Source organism: Pseudomonas sp. IT-P294, assembly GCF_949767865.1.
Taxonomy (GTDB): Bacteria; Pseudomonadota; Gammaproteobacteria; order Pseudomonadales; family Pseudomonadaceae; genus Aquipseudomonas.
The window spans coordinates 1,098,675-1,123,841 of record NZ_CATKQW010000011.1; the positions used below are offsets into that span (position 1 = coordinate 1,098,675).

The 25,167-nt window shown below is 59.1% G+C and carries 24 protein-coding genes; 16 read left to right on the plus strand and 8 right to left on the minus strand.

The features are described 5' to 3' along the window. Positions 1-98 precede the first annotated feature (98 nt). Positions 99-1,379 carry a serine/threonine transporter gene (locus tag ACM6I0_RS12245; protein WP_285431285.1) on the minus strand — a complete coding sequence of 427 codons (1,281 nt, stop codon included), beginning with the start codon at positions 1,377-1,379 and terminating at the stop codon, positions 99-101. 267 nt (positions 1,380-1,646) lie between these two features. Between ACM6I0_RS12245 and ACM6I0_RS12250 the strand changes: the two genes are divergently transcribed. From ACM6I0_RS12250 to ACM6I0_RS12275, 6 genes are all read left to right on the plus strand, one after another. After that, positions 1,647-2,030 (plus strand): tautomerase family protein, encoded by a 384-nt coding sequence (locus tag ACM6I0_RS12250; RefSeq protein ID WP_285431283.1) that lies wholly within the window; start codon positions 1,647-1,649, stop codon positions 2,028-2,030. A gap of 49 nt (positions 2,031-2,079) precedes the next feature. Further along, positions 2,080-3,000 carry a DMT family transporter gene (locus tag ACM6I0_RS12255; protein WP_414922382.1) on the plus strand — a complete coding sequence of 307 codons (921 nt, stop codon included), beginning with the start codon at positions 2,080-2,082 and terminating at the stop codon, positions 2,998-3,000. A gap of 52 nt (positions 3,001-3,052) precedes the next feature. Next, positions 3,053-3,649: a TetR/AcrR family transcriptional regulator gene (locus tag ACM6I0_RS12260; RefSeq protein WP_285431280.1), complete on the plus strand. Its 597-nt coding sequence runs from the start codon at positions 3,053-3,055 to the stop codon at positions 3,647-3,649. A gap of 102 nt (positions 3,650-3,751) precedes the next feature. Then, complete coding sequence (locus tag ACM6I0_RS12265; protein ID WP_414922383.1) at positions 3,752-4,717, plus strand: 2-hydroxyacid dehydrogenase; 966 nt, start codon at positions 3,752-3,754, stop codon at positions 4,715-4,717. A 143-nt stretch (positions 4,718-4,860) separates the two neighbouring features. Continuing rightward, positions 4,861-5,928 carry a phosphotransferase family protein gene (locus ACM6I0_RS12270; protein ID WP_090184718.1) on the plus strand — a complete coding sequence of 356 codons (1,068 nt, stop codon included), beginning with the start codon at positions 4,861-4,863 and terminating at the stop codon, positions 5,926-5,928. 44 nt (positions 5,929-5,972) lie between these two features. Further along, the gene (locus ACM6I0_RS12275) at positions 5,973-6,740 is read left to right on the plus strand and encodes an SDR family oxidoreductase (protein ID WP_285431277.1); all 768 of its coding nucleotides are present in this window, start codon (positions 5,973-5,975) and stop codon (positions 6,738-6,740) included. 98 nt (positions 6,741-6,838) lie between these two features. Here ACM6I0_RS12275 and ACM6I0_RS12280 read toward each other — a convergent pair whose 3' ends face one another. Beyond that, positions 6,839-7,435 (minus strand): hypothetical protein, encoded by a 597-nt coding sequence (locus ACM6I0_RS12280; RefSeq protein ID WP_285431275.1) that lies wholly within the window; start codon positions 7,433-7,435, stop codon positions 6,839-6,841. Then, positions 7,435-7,848 (minus strand): hypothetical protein, encoded by a 414-nt coding sequence (locus ACM6I0_RS12285; RefSeq protein WP_285431274.1) that lies wholly within the window; start codon positions 7,846-7,848, stop codon positions 7,435-7,437. The genes ACM6I0_RS12280 and ACM6I0_RS12285 overlap by 1 nt, the downstream gene beginning before the upstream one ends. A 319-nt stretch (positions 7,849-8,167) precedes the next feature. Between ACM6I0_RS12285 and ACM6I0_RS12290 the strand changes: the two genes are divergently transcribed. Further along, a complete protein-coding gene (locus ACM6I0_RS12290) occupies positions 8,168-9,283 on the plus strand; it encodes a Gfo/Idh/MocA family protein (protein ID WP_285431273.1) in 1,116 nt (371 codons plus the stop codon). Positions 9,284-9,760: 477 nt separating this feature from the next. On the opposite strand, the gene ACM6I0_RS12295 is transcribed toward ACM6I0_RS12290, so the two are convergent. Then, a complete protein-coding gene (locus ACM6I0_RS12295) occupies positions 9,761-10,009 on the minus strand; it encodes a DUF1652 domain-containing protein (protein WP_285431271.1) in 249 nt (82 codons plus the stop codon). 200 nt (positions 10,010-10,209) lie between these two features. Then, positions 10,210-11,706, minus strand: a complete 1,497-nt coding sequence (locus ACM6I0_RS12300) for a helix-turn-helix transcriptional regulator (RefSeq protein ID WP_285431269.1) — start codon at positions 11,704-11,706, stop codon at positions 10,210-10,212. Between the two features lie 185 nt (positions 11,707-11,891). Here ACM6I0_RS12300 and ACM6I0_RS12305 point away from each other — a divergent pair, with 185 nt between their 5' ends. Further along, positions 11,892-12,323, plus strand: coding sequence for a YeeE/YedE family protein (locus ACM6I0_RS12305; protein WP_414922548.1), 432 nt, complete (start codon positions 11,892-11,894; stop codon positions 12,321-12,323). 2 nt (positions 12,324-12,325) lie between these two features. Continuing rightward, a complete protein-coding gene (locus tag ACM6I0_RS12310; protein WP_285431265.1) occupies positions 12,326-12,739 on the plus strand; it encodes a DUF6691 family protein in 414 nt (137 codons plus the stop codon). Between the two features lie 78 nt (positions 12,740-12,817). Here the strand turns inward: ACM6I0_RS12310 and ACM6I0_RS12315 are convergent, their stop codons facing one another. Next, a complete protein-coding gene (locus tag ACM6I0_RS12315; protein WP_285431263.1) occupies positions 12,818-14,101 on the minus strand; it encodes a Zn-dependent hydrolase in 1,284 nt (427 codons plus the stop codon). 150 nt (positions 14,102-14,251) lie between these two features. Next, the gene (locus ACM6I0_RS12320; protein WP_285431262.1) at positions 14,252-15,736 is read right to left on the minus strand and encodes an NCS1 family nucleobase:cation symporter-1; all 1,485 of its coding nucleotides are present in this window, start codon (positions 15,734-15,736) and stop codon (positions 14,252-14,254) included. 552 nt (positions 15,737-16,288) lie between these two features. On the opposite strand from ACM6I0_RS12320, the gene hydA reads away from it, so the two are divergent. The 3 genes from hydA (at position 16,289) to preA (ending at position 20,526) form a co-directional block, all read left to right on the plus strand. Next, entirely contained in the window at positions 16,289-17,728 is a 1,440-nt protein-coding gene (gene hydA / locus ACM6I0_RS12325; protein ID WP_414922384.1) for a dihydropyrimidinase, read from the plus strand. 155 nt (positions 17,729-17,883) lie between these two features. Further along, a complete protein-coding gene (locus tag ACM6I0_RS12330; RefSeq protein WP_414922385.1) occupies positions 17,884-19,251 on the plus strand; it encodes an NAD(P)-dependent oxidoreductase in 1,368 nt (455 codons plus the stop codon). Then, positions 19,252-20,526: an NAD-dependent dihydropyrimidine dehydrogenase subunit PreA gene (gene preA / locus ACM6I0_RS12335; RefSeq protein ID WP_414922386.1), complete on the plus strand. Its 1,275-nt coding sequence runs from the start codon at positions 19,252-19,254 to the stop codon at positions 20,524-20,526. 115 nt (positions 20,527-20,641) lie between these two features. On the opposite strand, the gene ACM6I0_RS12340 is transcribed toward preA, so the two are convergent. Then, the gene (locus ACM6I0_RS12340; protein ID WP_222587119.1) at positions 20,642-21,262 is read right to left on the minus strand and encodes a TetR/AcrR family transcriptional regulator; all 621 of its coding nucleotides are present in this window, start codon (positions 21,260-21,262) and stop codon (positions 20,642-20,644) included. A 139-nt stretch (positions 21,263-21,401) separates the two neighbouring features. Here ACM6I0_RS12340 and copC point away from each other — a divergent pair, with 139 nt between their 5' ends. From copC to ACM6I0_RS12360, 4 genes are all read left to right on the plus strand, one after another. Then, the gene (gene copC / locus ACM6I0_RS12345) at positions 21,402-21,767 is read left to right on the plus strand and encodes a copper homeostasis periplasmic binding protein CopC (RefSeq protein ID WP_414922387.1); all 366 of its coding nucleotides are present in this window, start codon (positions 21,402-21,404) and stop codon (positions 21,765-21,767) included. Positions 21,768-21,770: 3 nt separating this feature from the next. Beyond that, positions 21,771-22,628, plus strand: coding sequence for a copper homeostasis membrane protein CopD (gene copD / locus ACM6I0_RS12350; RefSeq protein ID WP_414922388.1), 858 nt, complete (start codon positions 21,771-21,773; stop codon positions 22,626-22,628). 151 nt (positions 22,629-22,779) lie between these two features. Beyond that, the gene (locus ACM6I0_RS12355; RefSeq protein WP_414922389.1) at positions 22,780-24,081 is read left to right on the plus strand and encodes an OprD family porin; all 1,302 of its coding nucleotides are present in this window, start codon (positions 22,780-22,782) and stop codon (positions 24,079-24,081) included. A 253-nt stretch (positions 24,082-24,334) separates the two neighbouring features. After that, a complete protein-coding gene (locus ACM6I0_RS12360; protein ID WP_414922390.1) occupies positions 24,335-25,153 on the plus strand; it encodes an NAD-dependent epimerase/dehydratase family protein in 819 nt (272 codons plus the stop codon). Positions 25,154-25,167: the final 14 nt, after the last annotated feature.

Here is a 25,167-nt window from a genome sequence, read left to right on the forward strand (position 1 = left end):
GTCATGGCCTACGCCATAAAAAAACGCCACCCCTTTTTCAAGAAGCAGCGTTTTTTAGCGTTGATCGTTCCCACGCAGAGCGCGAGAGCGATCATGCGTCAGGCGGTCAACGAATAGATCAACGCCGAAATCGCCACCAGCCCCACCGCTGTCACGAAGACGTTGGACGCCTGGCCGCGATAACGGGCCATTGCCGGCACCTTGCGGATTGCGTACATCGGCATCAGGAACAGAATCGCCGCGATGACCGGGCCACCGAGGGTTTCGATCATGCCCAGGATGCTCGGATTCAGCGTGGCCACCACCCAGCACACCACCAGCATGAAGGCGGCGGTCAGACGGTCGAGCGTCTTTGGCGCAGGACGCTTGCCACTTTTCACGATCAGGCCTTTAAGGCCTTCGCTGGCGCCGATGTAGTGACCCAGGAATGACTTGGAAATGGCCACGAACGCAATCAACGGCGCTGCGAAAGCAATGGTCGGGTTGCTGAAGTGGTTGGCCAGGTACGACAGGATCGACAGGTTCTGTGCCTTGGCTTCGGCCAGTTGCGCCGGGGACAGGGTCAGTACGCAACTAAAGACGAAGAACAGCACCATCACCACCATCAAGGCGTGGGCGCGAGACAGGATCTGCGAGCTGCGCTCCTCGGCGTGTTCACCGTAGCGGCGCTTCTGGTCCACCGCGAACGCCGAGATGATCGGCGAGTGGTTGAACGAAAACACCATCACCGGAATCGCCAGCCACAACGTGTGCAACAGCGCCGACGGCTCGGGCAAGGTCGACGCGGTGGCCAGGATGCCACCGTTCCAGTGAGGAATCAGGAACACCGCCAGGAACAGCAACGCCACAATAAACGGGTACACCATCAGGCTCATGGCCTTGACGATCGCCTGCTCGCCACACCGCACCACGGCCAGCAGACCGAGGATCAACACCAGCGACAGCACAGCGCGTGGCGGCGGCATGATGTGCAGTTGATGCTCAAGGAAACTGCCGACGGTATTGGTCAGAGCCACGCTGTAGATCAGCAGGATCGGGAAGATCGCAAAGAAATACAGCAAGGTGATCAGCGCGCCAGCCTTGAGACCGAAGTGTTCTTCCACCACTTCGGTGATGTCGGCGCCTTCGCGGCCGGACAACACGAAGCGTGTCAGGCCACGGTGCGCGTAAAAGGTCATGGGAAACGCCAACACCGCCAGAATCAGCAACGGCCAGAAGCCGCCCAGACCTGCGTTGATCGGTAAAAACAGGGTACCCGCGCCGATGGCCGTGCCAAACAGGCCCAGCATCCAGGTGGTGTCATGGCGATTCCAGCTTGTGAGGGTCGCTGGTGTCGCCGCTACATAGCGTTCGTCGACGCTATTGGCCTGATCATTCATCCGGTGGGATCTCCGCATTCCGGTCATTTGCTACCCGGTCAGGACGAGTCGGAAAAATCCGACGGGCAGCGCCCTGGCCGAAACAGGGGCGCGATTGTCCGGGATTAATCAACAGAAGCAAAGACTTAGCTGAGGAGTGGTTGTACGGATCAGATTCTCAGGCGTCACATTAAATAGATGTTAAAAAAAATCTATTTAACAAAAGATGAGCGTCATGTACTTTCAGTCCTGACTGCTGACCGGCAGCCCCCATCACGGAGCCCTCCCATGCCACTCGTTCGCGTCGATATCAAACAGCATCAAGACCCCACGTTCGCCAAGCGTGTCGGGCAGTTGATCTACGCCGCCATGCACAGCGCCATTGGTGTGCCGGAAAACGATAATTTCCAGATCCTTGCCGAACACGACGAGCAGCATTTCATCTTTGATCCCGGCTATCTGGGCATCAACCGCACCGACGCTCTGGTGGTCATCCAGATCACCCTGAGCGAAGGCCGCACCGTCGAACAGAAAAAACTGCTCTACAAAACCATCGCCGAGAGCCTTAATACGGAACTGGCGATACGCCTGGAAGATGTCTTCATCAATCTGGTGGAGGTCAAGAAAGAGAACTGGTCATTTGGCAACGGGATCGCTCAATACGCCATTTGAGTGGTCTGATGGTTGATACCCCCTTTGCACCAACCCCGGGAGCACACCCATGAAACAGGCCGCGTATATCGCGTTCGCATTGCTCGGCCTGATCTGGGGCACTAACTTCATTTTCATGAAGTGGGCGGCCGAATGGATTTCGCCGACACAAATCGTGTTCCTGCGGGTGCTGTTCGGGTTCTTGCCGATCCTGGCATTCGCCCTTGCGCGTCGAAGCTTGAGTTGGTCGCACATGCGCTATAGCCATCACTTCCTGGTGATGGCTCTGCTAGCGACGGCGATTTATTACTACGCCTTCGCCAAAGGCACTTCTTTATTGCTGTCCAGCGTGGCCGGTATGCTCAGCGGCGCGATCCCTTTGTTTGCATTCGTCACTGCGTGGCTTTTCCTGCGTGCCGAACCCCTGAACGCCCGCACGGCTTTCGGCATTTTCCTTGGCTTTATCGGCGTGATACTGATTGCACGTCCCTGGAACAGCCTGGCGGCCGGCGTAGACGCCAGCGGCGTGCTGTACATGATCGCCGGCTCGCTGAGCGTTGGCTGTTCGTTCGTCTACGCCCGACGATTCATCACACCGCTGGGGTTGTCACCGCTGGCGCTGTCGACCTATCAGATCGGTTTCGCCCTGGTGCTCATCACGCTTGTCACCGACATGCATGGCATCGCGCACATTTCACTCGATCCGGTGGCGCTGGCCGGGGTCATCCTGGGCCTGGGACTGGCCGGAACCGGCGTGGCCTACATCCTTTATTACTACATCGTGCAACGGTTGGGCGCCCTCGCCGCTTCGGGTGTCACGTACATCCCGCCAGTGGTTGCCTTGCTGATCGGCACGTTGCTGGTCGGTGAACCGCTCAAACTCCTCGACTTGCTGGCAATGCTGCTGATCCTGGGCGGCGTTTACGTCCTGCAATCGGGCACACAAAAACCAACTACAACCCCGACTGTTACGGCGAAAGTGAAGTCCTGACACACGACCACTGTTTCCTATGATGCCAGTTACTCAATACCTGTGAGCCGCCATGCCTCGAGTCTCCCGTAAACAAGCCGAACTCAACCGCGAGATTATCGTCGAGGCCGCCACGCGGCTCTTTCGCGAGCGCGGCCTGCATGGCATCAGCGTCGTCGATGTGATGGGCGCAGCAGGCCTGACCCATGGCGGATTCTATGGACACTTCGAGTCCAAGGAAGCGCTGGCGAAAGAGGCTTGCACTCGGGCGTTCACTCAATCGATGGAGCGCTGGAAGCAGAAAATAGACGCCAACGACGACACCCTCTCGGCGCGCACGGGCATCATCGCGCCCTACCTCTCTGCGGCCAATCGCGACAACCCCGGCGACAGTTGCCCGGTGACCGCGTTTGCGGGCGACATGTGCCACGAAACGGCTGAGAGCGGTTTGCACCAGACCTACACCGAAGGGCTGGAAGCCTTGCTGCAGATGCTTGCGCCGTTGATGGGAGGCGACTCACCTGAAGCCAATCGGCAAAAAGCATTGGTGGACTATTCGCTGATGGTCGGCGCGCTGACCCTGGCCCGCGCCACCCGTGGAGACGTGTTATCCGATGAAATTCTCGACGCTGCCCGGACATTTTTGACAGCGCAAGGATCAACGGTGTAATCAATCGCGTGTGCAATCCCCGGCCGTTGCTAAACTCCTCTGGAATCAGCAATCTGAAGCAACATTCTAGAACCGACATTCCGATGCCTACAGGAGCCCAGCATGCCTGCAACCGTTCTGGTACTGGTTGAAACCATCAACGATTATTTGCCGATTCTCGAGCATCAGGGTTTTCACCTGATCCTGGCCCCGACACCTGCCGAACGCGCAGAAGCTATCACTCGGCACGGCAGTCAGATCGATGCCGTGCTGACCCGCGGCCCCTTGGGCCTGTATGCCGATGAAATCGCCGCGCTGCCCCACCTTAAGATCATCTGCGTGATCGGCGCCGGTTATGAACACGTCGACCTGCAAGCCGCTGCCGACCGGGACATCACCGTGACCAATGGCGCCGGCGTCAATGCCTCCTCGGTCGCCGACCATGCCATGGCGATGTTGCTGTCGCTGGTGCGCGATATTCCCCGTTGCGACGCCGCCGTGCGCCGAGGCGAGTGGCCGAAGATCATGCGCCCGTCCCTGGCCGGCAAACGCCTGGGGATTCTCGGCCTCGGCGCCGTCGGCATGGCCATCGCCAAGCGTGCCAGCGCCGGCTTCGACATGACCGTCAGTTACCACAATCGCCAGCATCGCAGTGACGTTCCCTATACCTTCTGCTCGACGCCAACCGAACTGGCGCGCGCCTCGGACTTTCTGATCGTCGCCACACCCGGCGGGCTGGGCACCAAACACCTGATCAACAAGCAAGTACTCGACGCCCTGGGCCCGAAAGGCTTTGTCGTGAACATTGCCCGGGCCTCTGTGATCGCCACCGCCGACCTGGTCAGCGCACTGGAACAACGACGCATCGCCGGTGCCGCACTGGATGTGTTCGATGCCGAGCCGCAAGTGCCCGATGCCTTGAAGACGTTGGCTAATGTGATCCTGACGCCCCACGTCGCGGGATTGTCCCCGGAGGCGACTCAAGGGACTGTTGAGCTGGTGGGGAAAAACCTGGTGGCGTTCTTCTCCGGACATCCGGTGCTGACGCCCATTACCTTGCCGTCAGCACTGAGCAGCGTGGAGCCTTGAAGCCATTCAAACAGGTGTATCAAATACAATGATTGCCCGGCAACACGCTCACCTATAAGGCCCGATGTTGGTTGTGGGGGCCGGGTGTGCGCATTAGATTAGCCAATAATCGCAGGCCTCCAGAATAAGCAGAAGGGATAAGCATGGCGCTTACTGACCAGTCCACCCGTATCCGCTCCGGCGAAGAACTCGATGCCAGCCTGATCGATCCGTACCTCAAGGCCCACATTCCGGGCCTGAGCGGTTTACCCCGGATCAGCCAGTTTCCCGGCGGCGCGTCGAACCTGACCTACTTGCTGGAATACCCGGAACAGGAGTTCGTCCTGCGCCGCCCGCCGTTTGGCCACAAAGCCAAGTCCGCCCATGACATGGGCCGCGAATTCCGCATCCTCAATCAACTGCGCGACGGTTTTCCGTATTGCCCGAAAGCCTACGTGCATTGCACCGACGAATCAGTGATCGGCGCCGAGTTCTATGTGATGGAGCGGGTCAAGGGAATCATCCTGCGCTCCGAGCTGCCCCCGGAACTGGGCCTGGATTCGGCGAAAACCGAAGCTTTGTGCAAGAGCTTCATCGACAAGTTCGTTGAACTGCACCGCGTCGACTACAACGCCTATGGTCTGGGCGACCTCGGCAAACCCGAAGGCTACGTCGCACGGCAAATCAAGGGCTGGAGCGATCGCTACGAAAAAGCCCTGACACCGGATGCGCCAAAGTGGGAAGCGGTCAAGGCGTGGCTGAACGACAAAATGCCAGCCGATCACCCGACCTCAAGCATCGTCCATAACGACTATCGCTTCGACAACGTGATCCTCGACCCGAACAACCCGATGCAGATCATTGGCGTGCTCGATTGGGAGCTGACCACCCTTGGCGACCCGCTGATGGACCTGGGCAACACCCTCGCCTACTGGATCGAAGCCGCCGACCCGGCGCCGGTGCAACTGATGCGACGCCAGCCCAGCCATGCCCCGGGCATGCTGACTCGACGCGAGTTCGTTGACTACTACGCCGAGCGTTCAGGCATCCAGATCGACAACTTCGATTTCTACTACACCTATGGCCTGTTCCGCCTCGCCGGCATCGTGCAACAGATCTACTACCGCTTCTTTCATGGTCAGACCCAGGACAAACGCTTCGCGCAGTTCATTCACATGAACAAACTGCTGGAGCAAATGAGCCTGCAAGTCATCCAGAAATCCAGCCTTTGATTACGCGCCTGGCCCAATAACAAGACTTTTTAAAAGAGAACCCCATGTCCAAGACTCAGTTGTTCGACCTCGACGGCAAGATCGCTTTCGTCTCCGGCGCCAGCCGTGGCATCGGTGAAGCCATCGCCAAACTCCTGGCCCAGCAAGGCGCCCACGTCATCGTCTCGAGCCGCAAACTCGACGGCTGCCAACACGTGGCCGACGCCATCATCGCCGCCGGCGGCAAAGCCACCGCCGTGGCTTGCCACATTGGTGAAATGGAGCAGATCAGCCAGGTCTTTGCCGGCATCCGCGAACAGTTCGGGCGCCTGGACATCCTGGTCAACAACGCGGCAACCAACCCGCAGTTCTGCAACGTACTGGACACCGACCTCAGCGCCTTCCAGAAAACCGTCGACGTGAACATTCGCGGTTACTTCTTCATGTCGGTCGAAGCCGGCAAGCTGATGCGCGAACAGGGCGGCGGCAGCATCATCAACGTGGCGTCGATCAACGGCATCTCGCCGGGTATTTTCCAGGGCATCTACTCGGTGACCAAAGCGGCGGTGATCAACATGACCAAAGTGTTCGCCAAGGAGTGCGCGCAGTTTGGCATTCGCTGCAACGCCCTGCTGCCAGGCCTGACTGACACCAAGTTCGCTTCCGCGCTGGTGAAGAACGAGACCATTTTGAACACCGCGCTGCAGCAGATCCCGCTCAAGCGTGTAGCAGACCCGAGTGAAATGGCCGGCGCCGTGTTGTATCTGGCGAGCGATGCGTCCAGCTACACCACCGGGGTTTCGCTGAATGTGGATGGCGGGTTCTTGTCCTGATCCATTTCACCGGATGAACAAAAAAGGCAGCCTTGGCTGCCTTTTTTTCACCCCAGAGCCAAGCGTCCCACGGATCAATTCAGGGCCAGTGACAGAAACTACTGATCACGCACGAACTCAACGGGCTTCCCAGTCAAATCCAGAACCCTAAAATAGCCCTTGATGCTCTTAACATTCCGGATCGCCAGCTGAACGTGCGTTTCATGCATGAAATCCGTGTCTGGGTACAAACTTTCCCCCTCCCAGAACGGCGAACGAACAGAATCGTACGCAGGCGCTTCCGTAAACTCCCGAAAAGTATGTAAAGCATCGATGACCTGACAATCCAGACGGCGTAGATATGGCTTGTTTCTCTTGAGTGGCTGGCCGCCCTTTTCCTTTGAGGCGGCTTCAAGCCAGAGGTAAGTCTGACGGATCTCACGTAAAGCACTCTCAGTCGTGAAATCCAGGCAACGGCCCAGATCAATCACAGCTCCGATCACAAATGGATTTCTGATCGAGCGCTGCTTTTGTGCATTAGTCGCAAAACTGAGTGCGCGTTGCGGGTTGTTCTCCCAGAAGTAGGCACCGCGACCAAGCCAGTCATAGTCATTGGTACTATCCAGAAGCGTTTCTTCACCGGCCAGTACGCGCTCGCCGATGTCCCGTTCACACCCATGGAAACCAAGAACGAAAGAAGGAGAAATGCAATACATCAGCGAGCCTTGGCTTCCCCGTTCACCCGCTTGAAAAACGCCCTAACCTTGTTGGGATCCTTAAGCATCTCAGTTGCATACTCATCGATACGTGCCGACGCGTATGTGGCGGCCGATATCCTGACTCCGTTTGATCCAACCATGATCCAGCCAGCCTCAGCCGATGTCTTGAGCCCTACACTATCCATATTGAATGTCACTCCTGATCCACTTTTTGCAATAGCTGCCGCGATAAGTCCGTATGACTTACGGGGGGTTGTTTTCGCCGTGCTGGTACGACCGCTCACTATTTTTCCGCTTGATAACCGGATGATGCCTCCGCGCTGAAACCCGGCAGCATCACGCACAGATTTGGCTTCGTGACGATCACCTTTAACGAAAAGACTGGTTGTTTTTTCGAGATCCTTCGACATGGCCACCTCTGTCCGAGCGTCGTAGCATTACTCGAACTGGATTAGTTAGCGGCCAATATAGTCTGCGGTCTATGTCCCGTCATCAAAGCCCGTGTTTTGTCTCCAATGTGCTCTCCCGAAAACGATATAGGCCCCTCTCATAAGGCACAAGCCAGCGGATTCCTGCAGCGTTGTAGGCAACGACGCATAGCGCTGTAGCCATTTCGCTGATCCCTGTGCACACCCTCGCATCAAGAATATTTATTCCACCTGTTGCGCATTGGGAATTTTTATTCCATATATAGCACTATCAAAAATAAAATTCCAAAAGGCCCCAGCTATGCGCGAACTCGGTATCGGACTCATCGGCACAGGCTTCATGGGCCGTGCCCACGCCTTGGCGTTTCGTAACGTCAGCGCCGTCTTCGAACTTCCCCTCAAACTCAAGCTTGCCGCCCTCGCCGATGCCGATCCGCAGCGCGCCCGGCACTGTGCCGAGGCCTGGGGCTTTGAAACGGCTCACTCCGACTGGCAACAGTTGATCGATGACCCGAAGGTCAATGTCGTCGCCATCACCACGCCCAATCATCTGCACTACCCCATGGCCATGGCCGCCCTCACCGCCGGCAAAGCGGTGTATTGCGAAAAGCCGTTGGCGGTGAACCTGGAGCAAGCCACCGCCATGCGCCTGGCGGCCAAAGCGGCCGGTGTGGTGACGCGGGTGGGTTACAACTATCAGCACAACCCGATAATCGAGTTGGCGCGGTCATTGATCGACAGCGGCAAGCTGGGGCAGATCATCAGTTTTGAGGGGGAGTTCAGCGAGGATTTCATGGCCGATCCTGCTTCACCCTGGTCGTGGCGTTGCGATGCCGGTCATGCAGGCGGCGCGCTGGCGGATCTGGGCAGCCATTTGCTGGCGATGGCGCGGTATCTGGTGGGTGACGTCGAAGCGGTTTGTGCAAGCACTCAAACCGTGCACCGCCAGCGTCCCGCTACGGCCGGCAGTCACGAACAACGGCCCATTGCGGTCGACGATCACGTCCATGCGCTGCTGCGATTCGCCAATGGCGCTCAAGGGACATTCAGCAGCAGTTGGCTCAAGCAAGGTTACAAGAATCACCTGAGTTTCGAGATCAGCGGTACCGCAGGCACGCTGGCGTTTGATCAGGAGCGCTTGAACGAATTGCACCTGTATCGCGCCGGCCAGGACGGTTTCCAGCGTTTACTGGCGGGGCCGGAACTGCCAGGTTACGCAGCATTCAGCCCGGCGGCGGGTCACCAATTGGGTTACAACGAATTGAAGACCCTGGAAGTGCATGACCTGGTGTTGGCCCTCGCCGGCCTTTCCCAAGGAGGCACTGACTTTGAGCAAGCCTGGGAAGTCGAACGCCTGGCGACAGCGATTCGCTTGGCTGCGAACGAGTCACGGTGGGTCGCAATAGAAGAAGTTTGAGGCACGTAAGCGATTCAAATCGCCCGCGAGGTATGCCACGGGCGATCCGTCGCCCATGGTTTGAAAGAGGCTTTCGCCCGGTCCTACTGGGTGACGCAACGGGTCAGTGTGGTCGTGCGGGTGACTTGCGCATCAACCCGTGCATCGCCTTGTACATCGGTTTTATCGGTGGTTTCACAAGTGCTTTGAGGAGCCGGCGGCGGAGCGGCTGGCGGTGGAGGCGGTGGACTGGCGCAACCGCCGAGAATCGCCACGCTGAAAGCGAGCGACAGAGGCGAAAAAACACGTTTACCAAAACTGTTCATAGGCGGACTCGCGGTCAGTAATCGACACTTTCCGCGACCCGACGACAACACCGCGAACCCGCGGACCGGTCACAGAAAATTATACCCTCGCATTTCTTATAGCCCAGTCACCCGTCAATGCCAGCAAACAAGCCACTTTGGCCCTGTTCAACGTATAAAACGACAGCCTCCACTACCCTTTGTCCGAGCGGTGCAAGCTGTTACTTTCAAGTTCATAGCGCAACTCTTCAACCAGCGCCTGAATCGCTTGGGGTGTTCCGAGGTTCGTGACCTTCAGTCCGCTGACCACGAGGTCTACCTGCCCCGAGACGGGATGATAAAGCTTCACCGTCACCGAGTTATCGCCCGAAACACTGCATTCACAGGCACGGGGAGAAAACTGCTGCTCCAGTTGCGCGCGCAATTGCGCTATATGAATCATCACAACTCACCCTTGGGCTGGCTGGCTATCCCGTCAACTGCAACGGTGTGGAATTGGGGAAGCATGCGACTGTTCCTTAATCTGTTTCATAGAGGACGCGGCACAGGTCAAAAAACCCCATGTCGCACCCTCACAGATTAAAAACACTGAGCACTAGCCAAAACATTCATTTGCACTGGCCTGACTAGTGCATTTGCACCCTATCGCGGTGGCTTGGGTCGCCGTTCGCTGGCGAACAATCCCCGTTCCCGCGCCCACACAATCGCTTCGCTGCGGCTGTGCACGTCGAGCTTGGAATACACCGTCGACACATGATTACGCACAGTATTGGGCGCCAGCTTCAGACGCGCCGCGATTTCCTTGTCGGCCAGTCCTTCGCAAATCAGCTCGAGTACATCGCGCTCCCGGGCGGTCAGGTCGGTGAAGGACACGCTGGGCAATTGCGGCGAGTTGACGCTCTTCACATTGGCCAGCTTTTCGATGAGTGTCCGGCTGAACCAGGAGGCGTCTTTCATCACCTCTTCAATCGCCGCCACCAACTCAAGTTCAGTGCGTTTGCGTTCGGTGATGTCCATCAACACCAACAGATAGCAGGGATTGTCTTGAATGTTGACCATGTCGGCTGACACCGCGCAGTCGATCAACTGCGTGTCTTTCTTGCGGATCCTGACATCGACCCGGTCCAGGCTTCCGGACTTCTCCAGCACCGCAAACAGCCGGGAGCGGGCGACCTTGTCCTCGATAAAATCGATCTCCGCGACGGTTTTACCGAGGACATCTTCACTGCTGTACACGAGGGTATCGAGGAAGGCTTCATTGACATCGATCACCACCTGGTCCTCTGCGTTGCAGACCAGCGTCGGGACCGGCATCAAGCGAAAGGCTTTGGCAAAGCGCTCCTCGCTCTGGCGCAAGGCAACTTCGGCCTTGTGCCGTGGTTCCATGTCGACGAAGGAAAACAGCATGCAATCTTCTTCGTGCAACTCCAGCGGTTGCCCGGCGACGATCACCTGTTTGCTGCCACCTCCGGCGACTCTCAGCTCGGCTTGCATCTGCGGAATCGTGGTGTGTTCGCGCAGTCGCTCGATCGCCAGGTCTTTCTTTTCAGCGCCTTCAAGAATGTCCAGTTCATACGTGGACACTCCGATAACCTGATCACGGGTATAGCCGGTCATCTCCAGAAAGCCGGAATTGACCTTGATGTAACGCAAGTCACTGAGACGACAGATCACCGCTGGCGCGGGGTTGGCGTTGAAGGTCTTTTCAAACCGCTGCTCAGCGCTGGCCCACTCGGTGACGTCATCCATAATCAGCACCAGCGACTCCGGTTCCCCGGCGCTGTCAGCCAACACCATGCTGCGCACGTTGTGCACCCAGGAGCGCTCTTCGTCGTCGACTGGCGTCACTTCTACCAGCACATCACTGAAAGTCTCGCCCTTGGCGACGCGGCTGATCGGGTAGTTTTCCGGCGGCAACGGGTGATTGTTGCGGTAACGCAAGGCGAAGCGCTTGGCGTACGCCTTGGCGTTGACTCCCAACTCGCCGACCTCGCTGACGCCGTGCATGGCCAGCGCGGCGGCATTGGCCCACAGGATCGTCTGGTCGAGTTCCAGCAGAATCACCCCGTCAGACAACCCGGCGATGATTTGCTGCAACTGGCGGCGATTGGTTTCGGTGGTCAGGACGTCCTGGCTCATTGGATCTCCACGTGTTCGGCGGCGCATTAGCGCCGAGCTGTGAAGATTACGACCGCAGGGGGATGGGATAGTGCGGCAAACATTTCCTGCCCGTGTTCTTGGTGCGTGACATTACAGATGCAGCCCCAAGCTCAAACAACTAAGTGTTTTAATGCTGTTTATGACCTGTCAGGAGAGTCGCCGTGATGCTAGATACGATTCACTTCACCCCGTGGTCCGCGTTGGCAGGCGGCGCGTTGATCGGATTGGCCGCCAGTCTGCTAGTGGTGGCCAATGGACGGGTGGCCGGAATCAGCGGGTTGCTGGGCAGCCTGATGTCGCCGACGGATTCGGGTCGTGGTGAAAAAGCCTTGTTCATCGTCGGTCTGCTGGCCGCGCCACTGGTATGGGCATTGTTTCAGGCATGGCCGGCCATTGAGTTCAAGACCGGTGCCGTGGGGCTGGTCGTCGCTGGATTGTGCGTCGGTATCGGCACCCGCTATGGCTCGGGATGCACCAGCGGCCATGGCGTGTGCGGTCTTTCGCGGCTGTCACCGCGCTCCATCGTCGCGACGGTGTGTTTCATGTTCGCAGGGTTTGTGACGGTGTTTGTGCTGCGTCATTTGTTGGGGTTTTGAGCATGAAAAAACTGACGGCTTTTGTCGCCGGGCTGTTGTTCGGCATCGGCCTGTTGCTGGCAGGCATGGCCAATCCGGCCAAGGTCCTGGGGTTTCTCGATATTGCCGGTGCGTGGGATCCGTCCTTGGCGCTGGTCATGGTCGCGGCCATTGCAGTGGCCTGGGCACCGTTTCATTGGGCGATGAAACACCCCACGTCGTTGCTGGGCGCGCCGATGCAATTGCCAGTCAGTCGTGAACTGGATCGACGGTTGATTGGGGGCAGCGTGTTGTTCGGGGTCGGTTGGGGCATTGCCGGCATCTGCCCCGGACCGGCGCTGGTGTTGTTGCCGACCGGGCACTGGCAGGCATGGGTGTTCGTGATCGCCATGCTGGCGGGCATGTTGATCTTCAAGGCATTGCAGGCGCGCCGTTAAGCCACGGCAAGCTTCACCCTGGATAGACCGTAGCTTTCGCGGCGCAGGCCTTGCCGAAAGCTACGATCGTTGCGCCGCTCAGGCCGCCATTTGCCCGCTGGCAATCGCCGCTGACGCCGCCAGCATCGCCCGCAACAACACCGCGCATCCCGCCGCCAGATCATCCGGCGCGGCGTTTTCGATTTCGTTGTGGCTGATGCCGCCTTCGCACGGCACGAAAATCATGCCGGCCGGGCCCAGTTCGGCGAGGAAGATCGCGTCGTGCCCTGCTCCGCTGACGATGTCCATGTTCGACAACCCCAGGCCTTGCGCCGCATTGCGTACGGCTTCGATGCAGCCCTTGTCGAAGTACAGCGGTGGAAAATCGGCAGTTGGGGTCAGTTCGTAGGTCAGGCCATGTTCCTCGCAGGTGGTTTCGATGACTTCGCGGACTTCGGCGATCATCGAGTCCAGGCGTGCCGGTTCCAGATGACGGAAGTCGAGGGTCATGCGCACTTCGCCGGGAATGACGTTACGTGAGCCAGGATAGGCTTGCAGGCAACCGACGGTGCCGCAGGCATGAGGTTGATGACCGAGTGCCGCGCGGTTGACCGCACCGACAATCACCGAGGCGCCGACCAGAGCATCTTTGCGCAGGTGCATCGGGGTCGGGCCCGCATGCGCTTCGACGCCGCGCAGTTTCAGGTCGAACCATTTCTGGCCCAGGGCCCCCATCACCACGCCGATGGTCTTGTGTTCGTCTTCAAGGATCGGCCCCTGTTCGATATGGGCTTCAAAATAGGCGCCGACGGCATGGCCACTGACCGGGCGCGGGCCAGCGTAGCCGATGGCGTTCAGCGCCTCACCGACCGTGACGCCATCGGCATCGACCTTGGCCAGGGTTTCTTCCAGGGTGAATTTTTCCGCGAACACGCCGGAGCCCATCATGCACGGAGCGAAGCGCGAGCCTTCTTCGTTGGTCCAGACCACCACTTCCAGCGGTGCTTCGGTTTCCACACCAAGGTCGTTGAGGGTGCGCAGCACTTCGACGCCGGCCAGGACGCCGAAACAACCGTCGAACTTGCCGCCGGTGGGTTGGGTGTCGATGTGGCTGCCGGTCATCACCGGAGGCAGATTCGGGTTGCGGCCTGGGCGGCGGGCGAAGATGTTGCCGACGGCGTCGATGCTGACGGTGCAGCCTGCCTCCTCGCACCAGCGCACGAAAATGTCCCGGGCCTGGCGGTCGAGGTCGGTCAGGGCCAGGCGACAGACGCCGCCCTTGACCGTCGCACCGAGCTTGGCGAGTTCCATGAGCGACTGCCATAAACGGTCGCGATTGATGTGCTGATGGGTGGATTGCAGAACGTCTACCGCTGCGTTCATGGTGATCTCCTCAGGCAGTTCTTATGGATTTCTTCAGGTATTTTTTGGGTGAATTTGAGGCCGCCATCGCGAGCAAGCTCGCTCCCACAGGGGATTTTCAGTGCTCACAAAATCCTGTGGGAGCGAGCTTGCTCGCGATTGGGCCATCCTCTACACCGCAGATTTCGCGACTGATGGACTGGGCCGCATCGAACACAGGCCGTAGTAAATAAGCCCGCCCAGCGCCGAACCGGTAAACCAGCCGTAGCTGTAGAACCAGCTGAATGCATCGCTGCCCAGCGACAACAGTGTCAACGCAACCGGCACGCCAAACGCGGTAAACCCGTACCAGTTCCAGGCCGGGTAAACGTCATCGCGATACAGCCCGGCCAGGTCCAGTTGCTGTTTCTTGATCAGGAAATAGTCCACCACCATGATCCCGGCGATGGGGCCCAACAGGCTTGAATAACCCAGCAGCCAGTTCGAATACACCGTCTCCAGGCTCACGTCAGAAACAATCAGCCCAAGCTTTTTCAGCAGCTCGTGAGCCATCAGTGCCAAACCGACCAGCCCGGTGAGCAACACCGCTTTGGTGCGGTTGATGAGTTTGGGCGCGACGTTCTGGAAGTCGTTGGTCGGCGAAACAATGTTCGCCGCCGTGTTGGTCGACAGCGTGGCGATGATGATCAACGCCATGGCCAGCGCGACCCAGACCGGGCTCTGGATATGGCCGATCAGCGTCACCGGGTCGGAGACGGTCACGCCCACCAGTTTCACCGACGCGGCGGTCATCACCACGCCCAGCGAGGCGAACAGGAACATCGTCAGCGGCAGACCGATGATCTGCCCGACAATCTGGTCCTTCTGGCTTTTCGCATAACGGCTGAAGTCCGGGATGTTCAGGGACAAAGTGGCCCAGAACCCGACCATGGCGGTCAACCCGGCGGCGAAGTAACTGACGACGCTGGCACCTTCCGGACGCTTGGCCGGGATGGCCATCAGCTCGGTCATCGACACGTTCGGCATGGCCCATACCAGCAGCCCCACACCGACCAGCACCAATAAGGGGGCAGACAGGGTTTCAAGCCACTTGATCGAATCGGCACCGCGTATCACCACCCACAGGTTCAGCGCCCAGAAGATCATGAAGCCGATGACTTCACCGGTCCCGCCCAGGGCTTTCCATCCGTCAAATACCGAGCCCAGAAACAGGTGGATCGCCAGACCACCGAACATCGTCTGGATGCCGAACCAGCCACACGCCACCAAGGCGCGAATCAGGCACGGAACGTTGGAACCGAGGACGCCGAAGGACGAGCGCAGCAACACCGGAAACGGAATGCCGTACTTGGTGCCGGGAAAGGCGTTCAACGTCAGGGGAATCAACACGATGATGTTGGCGAACAGAATCGCCAACAGCGCTTCGCCAACGCTCAAGCCGAAATACGCGGTGAGCACGCCACCGAGGGTGTAGGTCGGCACGCAGATCGCCATGCCGACCCACAGCGCGGTGATGTGCCATTTGTTCCAGGTTCGCTCTCGCACCTTGGTCGGTGCCATGTCGTGGTTGTAACGGGGACTGTCGAGGACATCGCTGCCGGCTTCGAGCTCGAACAAGCCGTCGCGCTCGGTCACTTGCGATCTGATCTGTTGCATGGCCGCTCCACTGTTCTTTGAATTATTTTTTGCTCATCGGGGGCTGTGGGCATCAATAAGTGTGCCGGGCACCCCTTTTGCGCATCGGGCAGTTCCATAAAAACGTTGCAACTAACTGATGTTGATCAGTTTTATTTATATACCCAGTGAATCCTCGGAGGCTGGCGTGTTCACTCAAGCCGAATGACAGGCAAGTTGTCCGAACAGTCAGGACTCAATGTGGTGCGTCTCACTTTTTTCAAATGTTGCGCATCAACCATAGACCATACTCAAGCGGCTGATTTCACATAAGAAATCTCGTCTATTTTTGGAACCTGTCAAGTGCGTCAAAATGGTGAACGACCTCACCATTTTGGTGATTTAATTATTTAATCGTTATTTATCAGTAACTTAAATCAGATATATGCTTATAAAAAATATTCTTGCCGATTCCATAAACTCAGACTAGCTTCTATTCCTGACAGCGCTGACAGGAATACACCTGTTTGCGTTGGCTTCATATAAAACAGTTAGAACCGGCATCAGTCGGTCATTGCCTGCGAGGAACTCGGAATGTCTCTGTTGATCCGTGGCGCCACCGTTATTACCCATGATGAAAGTTATCGCGCCGACGTCTATTGCGCCGACGGCGTAATCAAAGCCATTGGCGAGAATCTTGATGTTCCGGCGGGTGCTGAAGTGCTCGACGGCAGCGGCCAATACCTGATGCCCGGAGGCATCGATCCGCACACACACATGCAATTGCCCTTCATGGGCACGGTGGCCAGCGAAGACTTCTTCAGCGGCACGGCGGCGGGACTGGCCGGCGGCACCACGTCAATCATCGATTTCGTGATTCCCAATCCGCAGCAGTCCTTGATGGAAGCGTTTCACCAGTGGCGCGGCTGGGCCGAGAAGTCGGCGTCGGATTATGGTTTCCATGTCGCGATCACCTGGTGGAGCGAACAGGTCCGCGAGGAAATGGCCGAGCTGGTGAGCCAGCACGGGGTCAACAGCTTCAAGCATTTCATGGCCTACAAGAACGCGATCATGGCGGCCGATGACACGCTGGTGGCGAGCTTCGAGCGCTGCCTGGAACTGGGCGCCGTCCCCACCGTGCACGCGGAAAACGGCGAGCTGGTGTATCACCTGCAACGCAAGTTGATGGCCCAAGGCATCACCGGACCGGAAGCGCATCCATTGTCGCGACCGTCGCAGGTGGAAGGCGAAGCGGCGAGCCGGGCGATCCGCATCGCCGAAACCCTGGGTACGCCGCTGTACCTAGTACATGTGTCGACCAAGGAAGCCCTCGACGAAATCACTTACGCCCGCAGCAAGGGTCAACAAGTCTATGGCGAAGTCCTGGCCGGGCATCTGCTGCTGGACGACAGCGTCTATCAACACCCGGACTGGCAGACTGCCGCCGGTTACGTGATGAGCCCGCCCTTCCGTCCTCGCGGCCACCAGGAAGCGCTTTGGCATGGGTTGCAATCAGGCAACCTGCACACCACTGCCACCGACCATTGCTGTTTCTGCGCCGAGCAAAAAGCCGCCGGGCGCGATGACTTCAGCAAGATCCCCAATGGCACCGCCGGTATCGAAGACCGCATGGCCGTGCTCTGGGATGAAGGGGTGAATACCGGGCGTTTGTCGATGCAACATTTCGTTGCGCTGACCTCCACCAACACCGCAAAGATCTTCAACCTCTACCCTCGAAAAGGCGCGATTCGCGTCGGCGCCGATGCCGACCTGGTCCTGTGGGACCCGCAAGGTACGCGGACCATCTCGGCCAAGACGCACCACCAACAGGTCGACTTCAACATCTTTGAAGGCAAGACCGTGCGCGGCGTGCCGAGCCATACCGTGAGCCAGGGCCGAGTGGTGTGGGCCGACGGTGATCTGCGCGCCGAGCGCGGGGCCGGACGGTATGTCGAACGGCCGGCGTATCCGGCGGTGTTTGATTTGCTGAGCAAGCGGGCTGAACTGACCAGGCCTGTTGCCGTGAAACGCTGACCCCCGATCGTTCCCACGCTCTGCGTGGGAATGCAGCCCGGGACGCTCTGCGTCCCAGAGGGGAACGCGGAGCGTCCCTTGAGGCATTCCCACGCAGAGCGTGGGAACGATCAGCCCACCAGAGGCAGTACCTCAATAACCGTGAGGCCAACACCGTGATCAAGACCCTGAACCACCTCCCGCATCCCCATGAGAATGCGGCCGCCCTCGCCGGCCATTTCACCGACCTGGCGCCACCCTTGAACGCTCGTCAGGCGCACCTGGAAGCCTCGCGCTGCCTGTATTGCTACGACGCACCGTGCGTGAACGCCTGCCCGAGCGAGATCGATATTCCGTCGTTCATTCGCAACATTCATCAGGAAAACGTTCAAGGTGCCGCGCACAAAATCCTTTCGGCGAACATTCTCGGAGGCAGTTGCGCCCGGGTGTGCCCGACCGAAGTTCTTTGCCAGCAAGCCTGCGTGCGTAACAACGAACAAGAGTGCGCCCCGGTGTTGATCGGCCTGTTGCAGCGGTACGCCGTCGACAACGCACACTTCGCCGAACATCCGTTCCAGCGCGCCGCCGCTACCGGCAAGCGCATCGCAGTGGTCGGCGCAGGCCCGGCGGGTTTGTCCTGCGCTCATCGCAGTGCGATGCACGGCCATGACGTGGTGATTTTCGAAGCGCGGGAAAAGGCTGGCGGCCTCAATGAGTACGGGATCGCCAAATACAAACTGGTGGACGATTACGCGCAGAAGGAACTTGAGTTCCTGATGCAGATTGGCGGGATCGAAATCCGTCACGGCCAAAAACTTGGTGAGAACCTGACCTTGAGCGAACTGCATCAGCAATACGACGCGGTGTTCCTTGGCCTCGGTCTGGCCGCCAGCAAACAATTGGGTCTGCCCCACGAGGATGCACCCGGCCTGCTCGCCGCCACCGATTACATCCGCGAACTGCGCCAGTGCGATGACCTGACGCAACTGCCGTTGGCCGACCGTTGCATCGTGCTCGGTGCCGGCAACACGGCCATCGACATGGCCGTGCAAATGGCTCGCCTCGGCGCGCGCGACGTCAATCTGGTGTACCGCCGTGGCGTTGAAGACATGGGCGCCACCGGCCACGAACAGGACATCGCCAAGGCCAATCAGGTGCGTTTGCTGACCTGGGCCCAGCCTGAAGAAGTGTTGCTCGATGCCCACGGCCACGTGCGCGGCATGCGCTTCGCCCGCACGCATTCCATCGGAGGCCGCCTGCAAACGACCGGCGAAACCTTCGAACTGGCCGCTGACGCAATCTTCAAAGCCATCGGCCAGGCCTTTGACGCCAGCGCCCTCGCCGACCCGCTGGCCCGCGAACTCAAACGTCAGGGCGAGCGGATCCAGGTGGATGAAAACCTTCGCACGAGCATTCCCGGTGTGTATGCCGGGGGTGACTGCACCAGCCTCGATCAGGACCTCACCGTGCAAGCCGTGCAGCACGGAAAACGGGCCGCCGAGGCCATCAACGCGCAACTGATGCTCAACGTGGAGGCTGCGTAAATGGCCGATCTCTCGATTGTCTTCGCCGGTATCAAAGCCCCCAATCCGTTCTGGCTGGCATCCGCGCCGCCGACCGACAAGGCCTACAACGTGGTTCGCGCTTTCGAGGCGGGCTGGGGCGGCGTGGTCTGGAAAACCCTGGGTGAAGACCCGGCGGCGGTCAACGTGTCGTCACGCTACTCCGCCCATTTCGGCGCCAACCGTGAAGTGATGGGCTTCAACAACATCGAGCTGATCACCGACCGTTCGCTGGAGATCAACCTGCGGGAAATCACCCAGGTCAAAAAAGACTGGCCGGACCGCGCACTGATCGTTTCGCTGATGGTGCCCTGCGTCGAAGAATCCTGGAAATTCATCCTGCCGCTGGTGGAAGCCACCGGTGCCGACGGCATCGAGCTGAACTTCGGTTGCCCCCACGGCATGCCGGAGCGCGGCATGGGCGCGGCGGTCGGCCAGGTGCCCGAATACGTCGAGCAGGTCACCCGCTGGTGCAAGACCTATTGCTCGCTGCCGGTGATCGTCAAGCTCACGCCGAACATCACCGACATCCGCGTCGCGGCCCGCGCGGCCCATCGAGGCGGTGCCGATGCGGTGTCGCTGATCAACACCATCAACTCGATCACCAGCGTCAATCTGGAGCGCATGGTTGCCAACCCAGCCGTGGGCAGCCAAAGCACGCACGGCGGTTATTGCGGCTCGGCGGTGAAGCCGATCGCGTTGAACATGGTCGCCGAAATCGCCCGCGACCCACAGACCCAAGGCCTGCCCATCTCCGGCATCGGCGGCATTGGCAGCTGGCGTGATGCAGCAGAGTTCATCGCCTTGGGCAGTGGCTCGGTGCAAGTGTGCACGGCGGCGATGCTGCATGGCTTTCGCATTGTCGAAGAGATGAAGGACGGCTTGTCACGCTGGATGGACAGTCAGGGCTACGCCAGCATCGCGGATTTTTCCGGGTGCGCGGTGGGCAACACAACGGACTGGAAATACCTGGACATCAACTATCAAGTCATCGCCAGGATTGATCAGCAGGCGTGCATTGGTTGCGGGCGCTGCCACATCGCTTGCGAAGACACTTCACACCAAGCGATTGCCAGCTTGAAACAGGCGGACGGGACGCATAAGTACGAAGTGATCGATGACGAGTGCGTGGGCTGCAACCTGTGCCAGATCACCTGCCCGGTGGAGGATTGCATCGAGATGGTGCCGATAGACAACGGCAAGCCGTTTCTGGACTGGAATCATGATCCGAGGAATCCGTACCACGTCGCTCCCTGACCGATCGTTCCCACGCTCTGCGTGGGAATGCAGCCCGGGACGCTCCGCGTCCCAAGAGCGGACGCAGAGCGTCCATTGAGGCATTCCCACGCAGAGCGTGGGAACGATCGGGGTCTCAAGGCTCCAGTCCGATCCCGCGCAATATCACACTCGTCACTGTCTGCACCGCCCGTTCGAACTGCATGTCCGACAGCGGCTGATGGTCGTTGAGAATATTCACTTGATGATCAAAGTCGGCGTAATGCTGGGTCGAGGCCCAGATCATGTACAGCAGGCTTGAAGGTTCCACCGCCAGGATGCGTTTGTCGTCGACCCACTGGCGGATCTTCGCTTCCTTCATCTTGGCCCAGTCATACAGGCTCACGTCGAGCTTTTCGCCCAGGGTCGGCGCGCCATGGATGATCTCGTTGGCCCAGACTTTGGAGCCATAAGGCCGGCTGCGGGAGTGGTTCATCTTGGCGCGGATGTAGCTGCTGAGCACCACGCGCGGATCGTCGAACATCTCGAAGCACAGCGCGTCCTGCTTCCACACGTCCAGTAAACCCAGCAACACGGCGCTGTACAACTCACTCTTGGTACTGAAGTAGTAATGAAGGTTGGAGCGAGGCAGTTGCACTTCGGCGGCAATGTCGGCCATGGCGGTGCCAGCGAAACCTTTTTCGGCGAAAACCTTTTCGGCGCCCAACAGAATCTTCTCGACATTACTGCGACGAATTTCGATCTTGTGATTGCCCATGAGGGCTCCCTGACAACAGCGTTGCCCAAGACTAGCATCCGCTCTACCCCGCGGCGACAAGCGAAAACGAAACTTCGTATACCCGCCAGCTCACGGGTAAACTGGCCGCCACTTCGACCCTGCCTCAGAGGTATTCACGATGCTGTTCAAGAAAGCCCTGACCACCGCCGCCCTCCTCGGCTCGCTGCTGGCCGCTTCGTCGGTATGGGCCCATGCCCATCTGAAAGACCAGACCCCGGCGGCGAACAGCACCGTGAGCGCGCCCTCGGAGCTGCGCCTGGTGTTTTCCGAAGGGGTCGAAGCGACCTTCACCAAGGTCACGATCAGCAAGGACGGTGCCGATGTGCCGGTCAAAAGCCTGGCCAACGAAGGCAGTGACAAGAAAACTCTGATCGTCACCCCGGCATCCCCTCTGGCGCCAGGTGCGTACAAAGTCGAATGGCACGCGGTGTCGGTCGACACCCACAAAAGCGAAGGCGCGTACAGCTTCAAGGTCGGCCAGTAATTCATGACGAGCGCGATGGTGCTGTGCCGCTTTTTGCATTTCACTGTGGTGCTGATGCTGTTCGGGGCCTGGGTGTTCAGGCCGCTGCTTTTAGGGCGTAGCAACGCATTCGGTCAACCACTGTTGCGAGTGACCCGCCTGCTCGCGGCAGTCGCCCTGCTCAGTGGCGTCGGCTGGTTGCTGCTGATCACCGCGAGCATGGCCGGGGCGTGGGACGCGGCATTCGATCCGTCGACCCTGCGGCTGGTGCTGGGCAGCACGTTTTTCGGCCAGGTGTGGCTCTGGCATTTGCTGCTCAATGCCTTGCTGGTGGCGCTGCTATTGACGCCCTGGCGCTCCTGCGCGCCGCTGCGCCTGGGGCTCGCAAGTCTGCTGCTGGCAACCCTGGCCCCAGTCGGCCACGGCGCCATGCTCGATGGCCTCCAGGGTCATTTGCTGATCCTCAACCAACTCGTTCACCTCACGTGCGTCGGCATCTGGCTCGGCGGGTTGATGCTGTTGGTGATGATCCTGCGGCAACCGACGGGCCTTGCGATCAATCCGATTTTGCGCCGCTTCAGCGGTTTCGGTTACGGGTTGGTGGCAGGATTGCTGATCACCGGGCTGATCAACGTGCGGGTCCTTACCGGGCAATTTTGGCCGACGCCGTTGCTGTCAGGGTTCGCGCTCATCCTGCTGATCAAGGTGATGCTGGTGGCCGTGATGCTGGGGCTGGCGTTGTTCAATCGGCTGCGGGTCAAGGATTGCGAGCAACACCTGGCAACGCTGAGATTGAGCGTGATCATCGAATGGTTGCTGGGCATGGGCGCAGTGGCCGCCGTATCCCTCCTGGGCACCATGCCCCCGATGATCGCCAGCTGAACACAATCCCACAGGATTTTGTCCATCTCCCGGCAAGTCATCGTATAACTTCTGATTGACATTCCCTGAATCCCTCGCAAATAATCGCCCCAATGTTGTACGACGACGTATGACAAACAATAAAAACAACAAGAAACAAGGGAGCGTCACAGTGAGCAAGCTCGTCCGCAATTCCTCCGTCTGCACCCCTCGCCTCACCTTCATCCGCCGTCATACGCTGAGCCTGATCGGTTGCAGCAGCCTGGCCGCCCTCGCGCTGCCCATGACCAGCCACGCCGAAGGTTTTGCCGATGACGCCAAGGCCACGCTCAACCTGCGCAACGCCTACTTCAATCGCAACTACATCAACCCGGCCTATCCGCAGGGCAAGGCTGAAGAGTGGACGCAAAACTTCATCCTCGACGCCAGGTCCGGGTACACCCAGGGCACTGTAGGTTTCGGCATGGACGTGCTGGGCCTGTACTCGCAAAAACTCGACGGTGGTAAAGGCACCGGTGGTACCCAGCTGCTGCCGATCGGTAGCGACGGGCGCCCTGCCGATAACTTCGGCCGTCTGGGCGTGGCGCTCAAAAGCAAAATCTCGAAAACCGAATTGAAGGTCGGCGAATGGATGCCGGTGTTGCCGATCCTGCGCTCTGACGACGGCCGTTCGCTGCCACAGACATTCCGTGGCGGTCAGGTGACGTCCACCGAAATCAGCGGCCTGACGCTCTACGGCGGCCAGTTCCGCCAGAACAGCCCGCGCAACGATGCGAGCATGGAAGACATGTTCATGAACGGCAAATCGGCGGCCATCACCTCGGACCGTTTCAACTTCGGCGGCGGTGAATACGCGTTCAACGACAAGCACACCCAGGTCGGCGTCTGGTACGCAGAGCTCAGCGACATTTATCAGCAGCAGTATTTCAACCTGAGCCACAGCCAACCGCTGGGCGACTGGACCCTGGGCGCCAACCTCGGCTACTTCATCGGCAAGGAAGATGGCAGCGCGCTGGCCGGCGACCTCGACAACAAAACCGCCTTCGCCCTGCTCTCGGCCAAATACGGCGGAAACACCTTCTATGTCGGCCTGCAAAAGCTGACGGGCGACACGGTCTGGATGCGCGTCAACGGCACCAGCGGCGGCACACTGGCCAACGACAGCTACAACTCCAGCTATGACAACGCCCGGGAAAAATCCTGGCAGGTGCGCCACGACTACAACTTCGTCGCCCTCGGCATTCCCGGCCTGACCTTGATGAACCGCTACATCAGCGGCGATAACGTGCACACCGGGGCCATCACCGATGGCAAGGAATGGGGCCGCGAAACGGAACTGGCCTACACCGTGCAAAGCGGCGCGCTGAAAAACCTCAACGTCAAATGGCGCAACGCAACCATCCGCAAAAACTTCAGCACCAACGAGTTCGACGAAAACCGCGTCTTCATCAGCTATCCGATTTCCTTGTTGTAACGGTTTACCCCAACCAATGCGGGAGCAAGCCTGATTGCGAAAACGGTGTGCCAGACAATCTTAGGTCGTCTGACATTCCCTCTTCGCGAGCAAGCTCGCTCCCACAAGGTTGGTGTGTTTCGAGGATCGGCGCTTAACCGATGACCCTCCGTCATTTTCAACCAAAGTCGCGTTGACAAGACTTGGAAAGCCTAACGATACTTTGGCAAAGTCATACGACAACCTACAACAATAACTGCGCGCAGGGACTTCCATGACCGCCACGCCTACTCCCCCTTTCAATCGCCTGCTGCTGACTGGTGCCGCCGGTGGCCTCGGTAAAGTCTTGCGCGAAACGCTGCGCCCCTGTGCCAACGTCATTCGCCTGTCGGACATCGTCGACATGGCACCGGCCCTCGATGACCGTGAAGAAGTCATCATCTGCGATCTCTCGGACAAGCAAGCCGTGCATCAACTGGTCGAAGGCGTGGACGCGATCCTGCACTTTGGTGGCGTGTCGACGGAGCGTTCGTTCGAAGAGATCCTCGGCGCCAACATTTGCGGCGTGTTCCACATCTACGAAGCCGCACGCCGCCACGGCGTGAAGCGAGTGATTTTCGCCAGTTCCAACCATGTGATCGGCTTCTACAAACAGGGCGAAATCATCGACGCCCACTCCCCTCGCCGCCCCGACAGCTACTACGGCTTGTCCAAGTCCTACGGCGAAGACATGGCCAGTTTCTACTTTGATCGCTACGGCATCGAGACCGTCAGCATCCGCATTGGCTCTTCGTTCCCGGAACCGCAAAACCGCCGGATGATGAGCACCTGGCTGAGCTTCGGCGACCTGACTCACTTGCTCGAATGCGCGCTGTACGCACCGAACGTCGGTCACACCGTGGTCTATGGCGCCTCCGACAACAACAACGTCTGGTGGGACAACCGCTACGCCGCCGGCCTGGGTTACCAGCCTCAGGACAGCTCCGAAGTGTTCCGCGAAAAAGTCGAGGCCCAGCCGATGCCAGCCGCCGATGACCCGGCCCTGGTTTACCAGGGGGGCGCGTTTGTGGCGTCCGGCCCGTTCGGCGACTGAGTCATCGCCCCTCC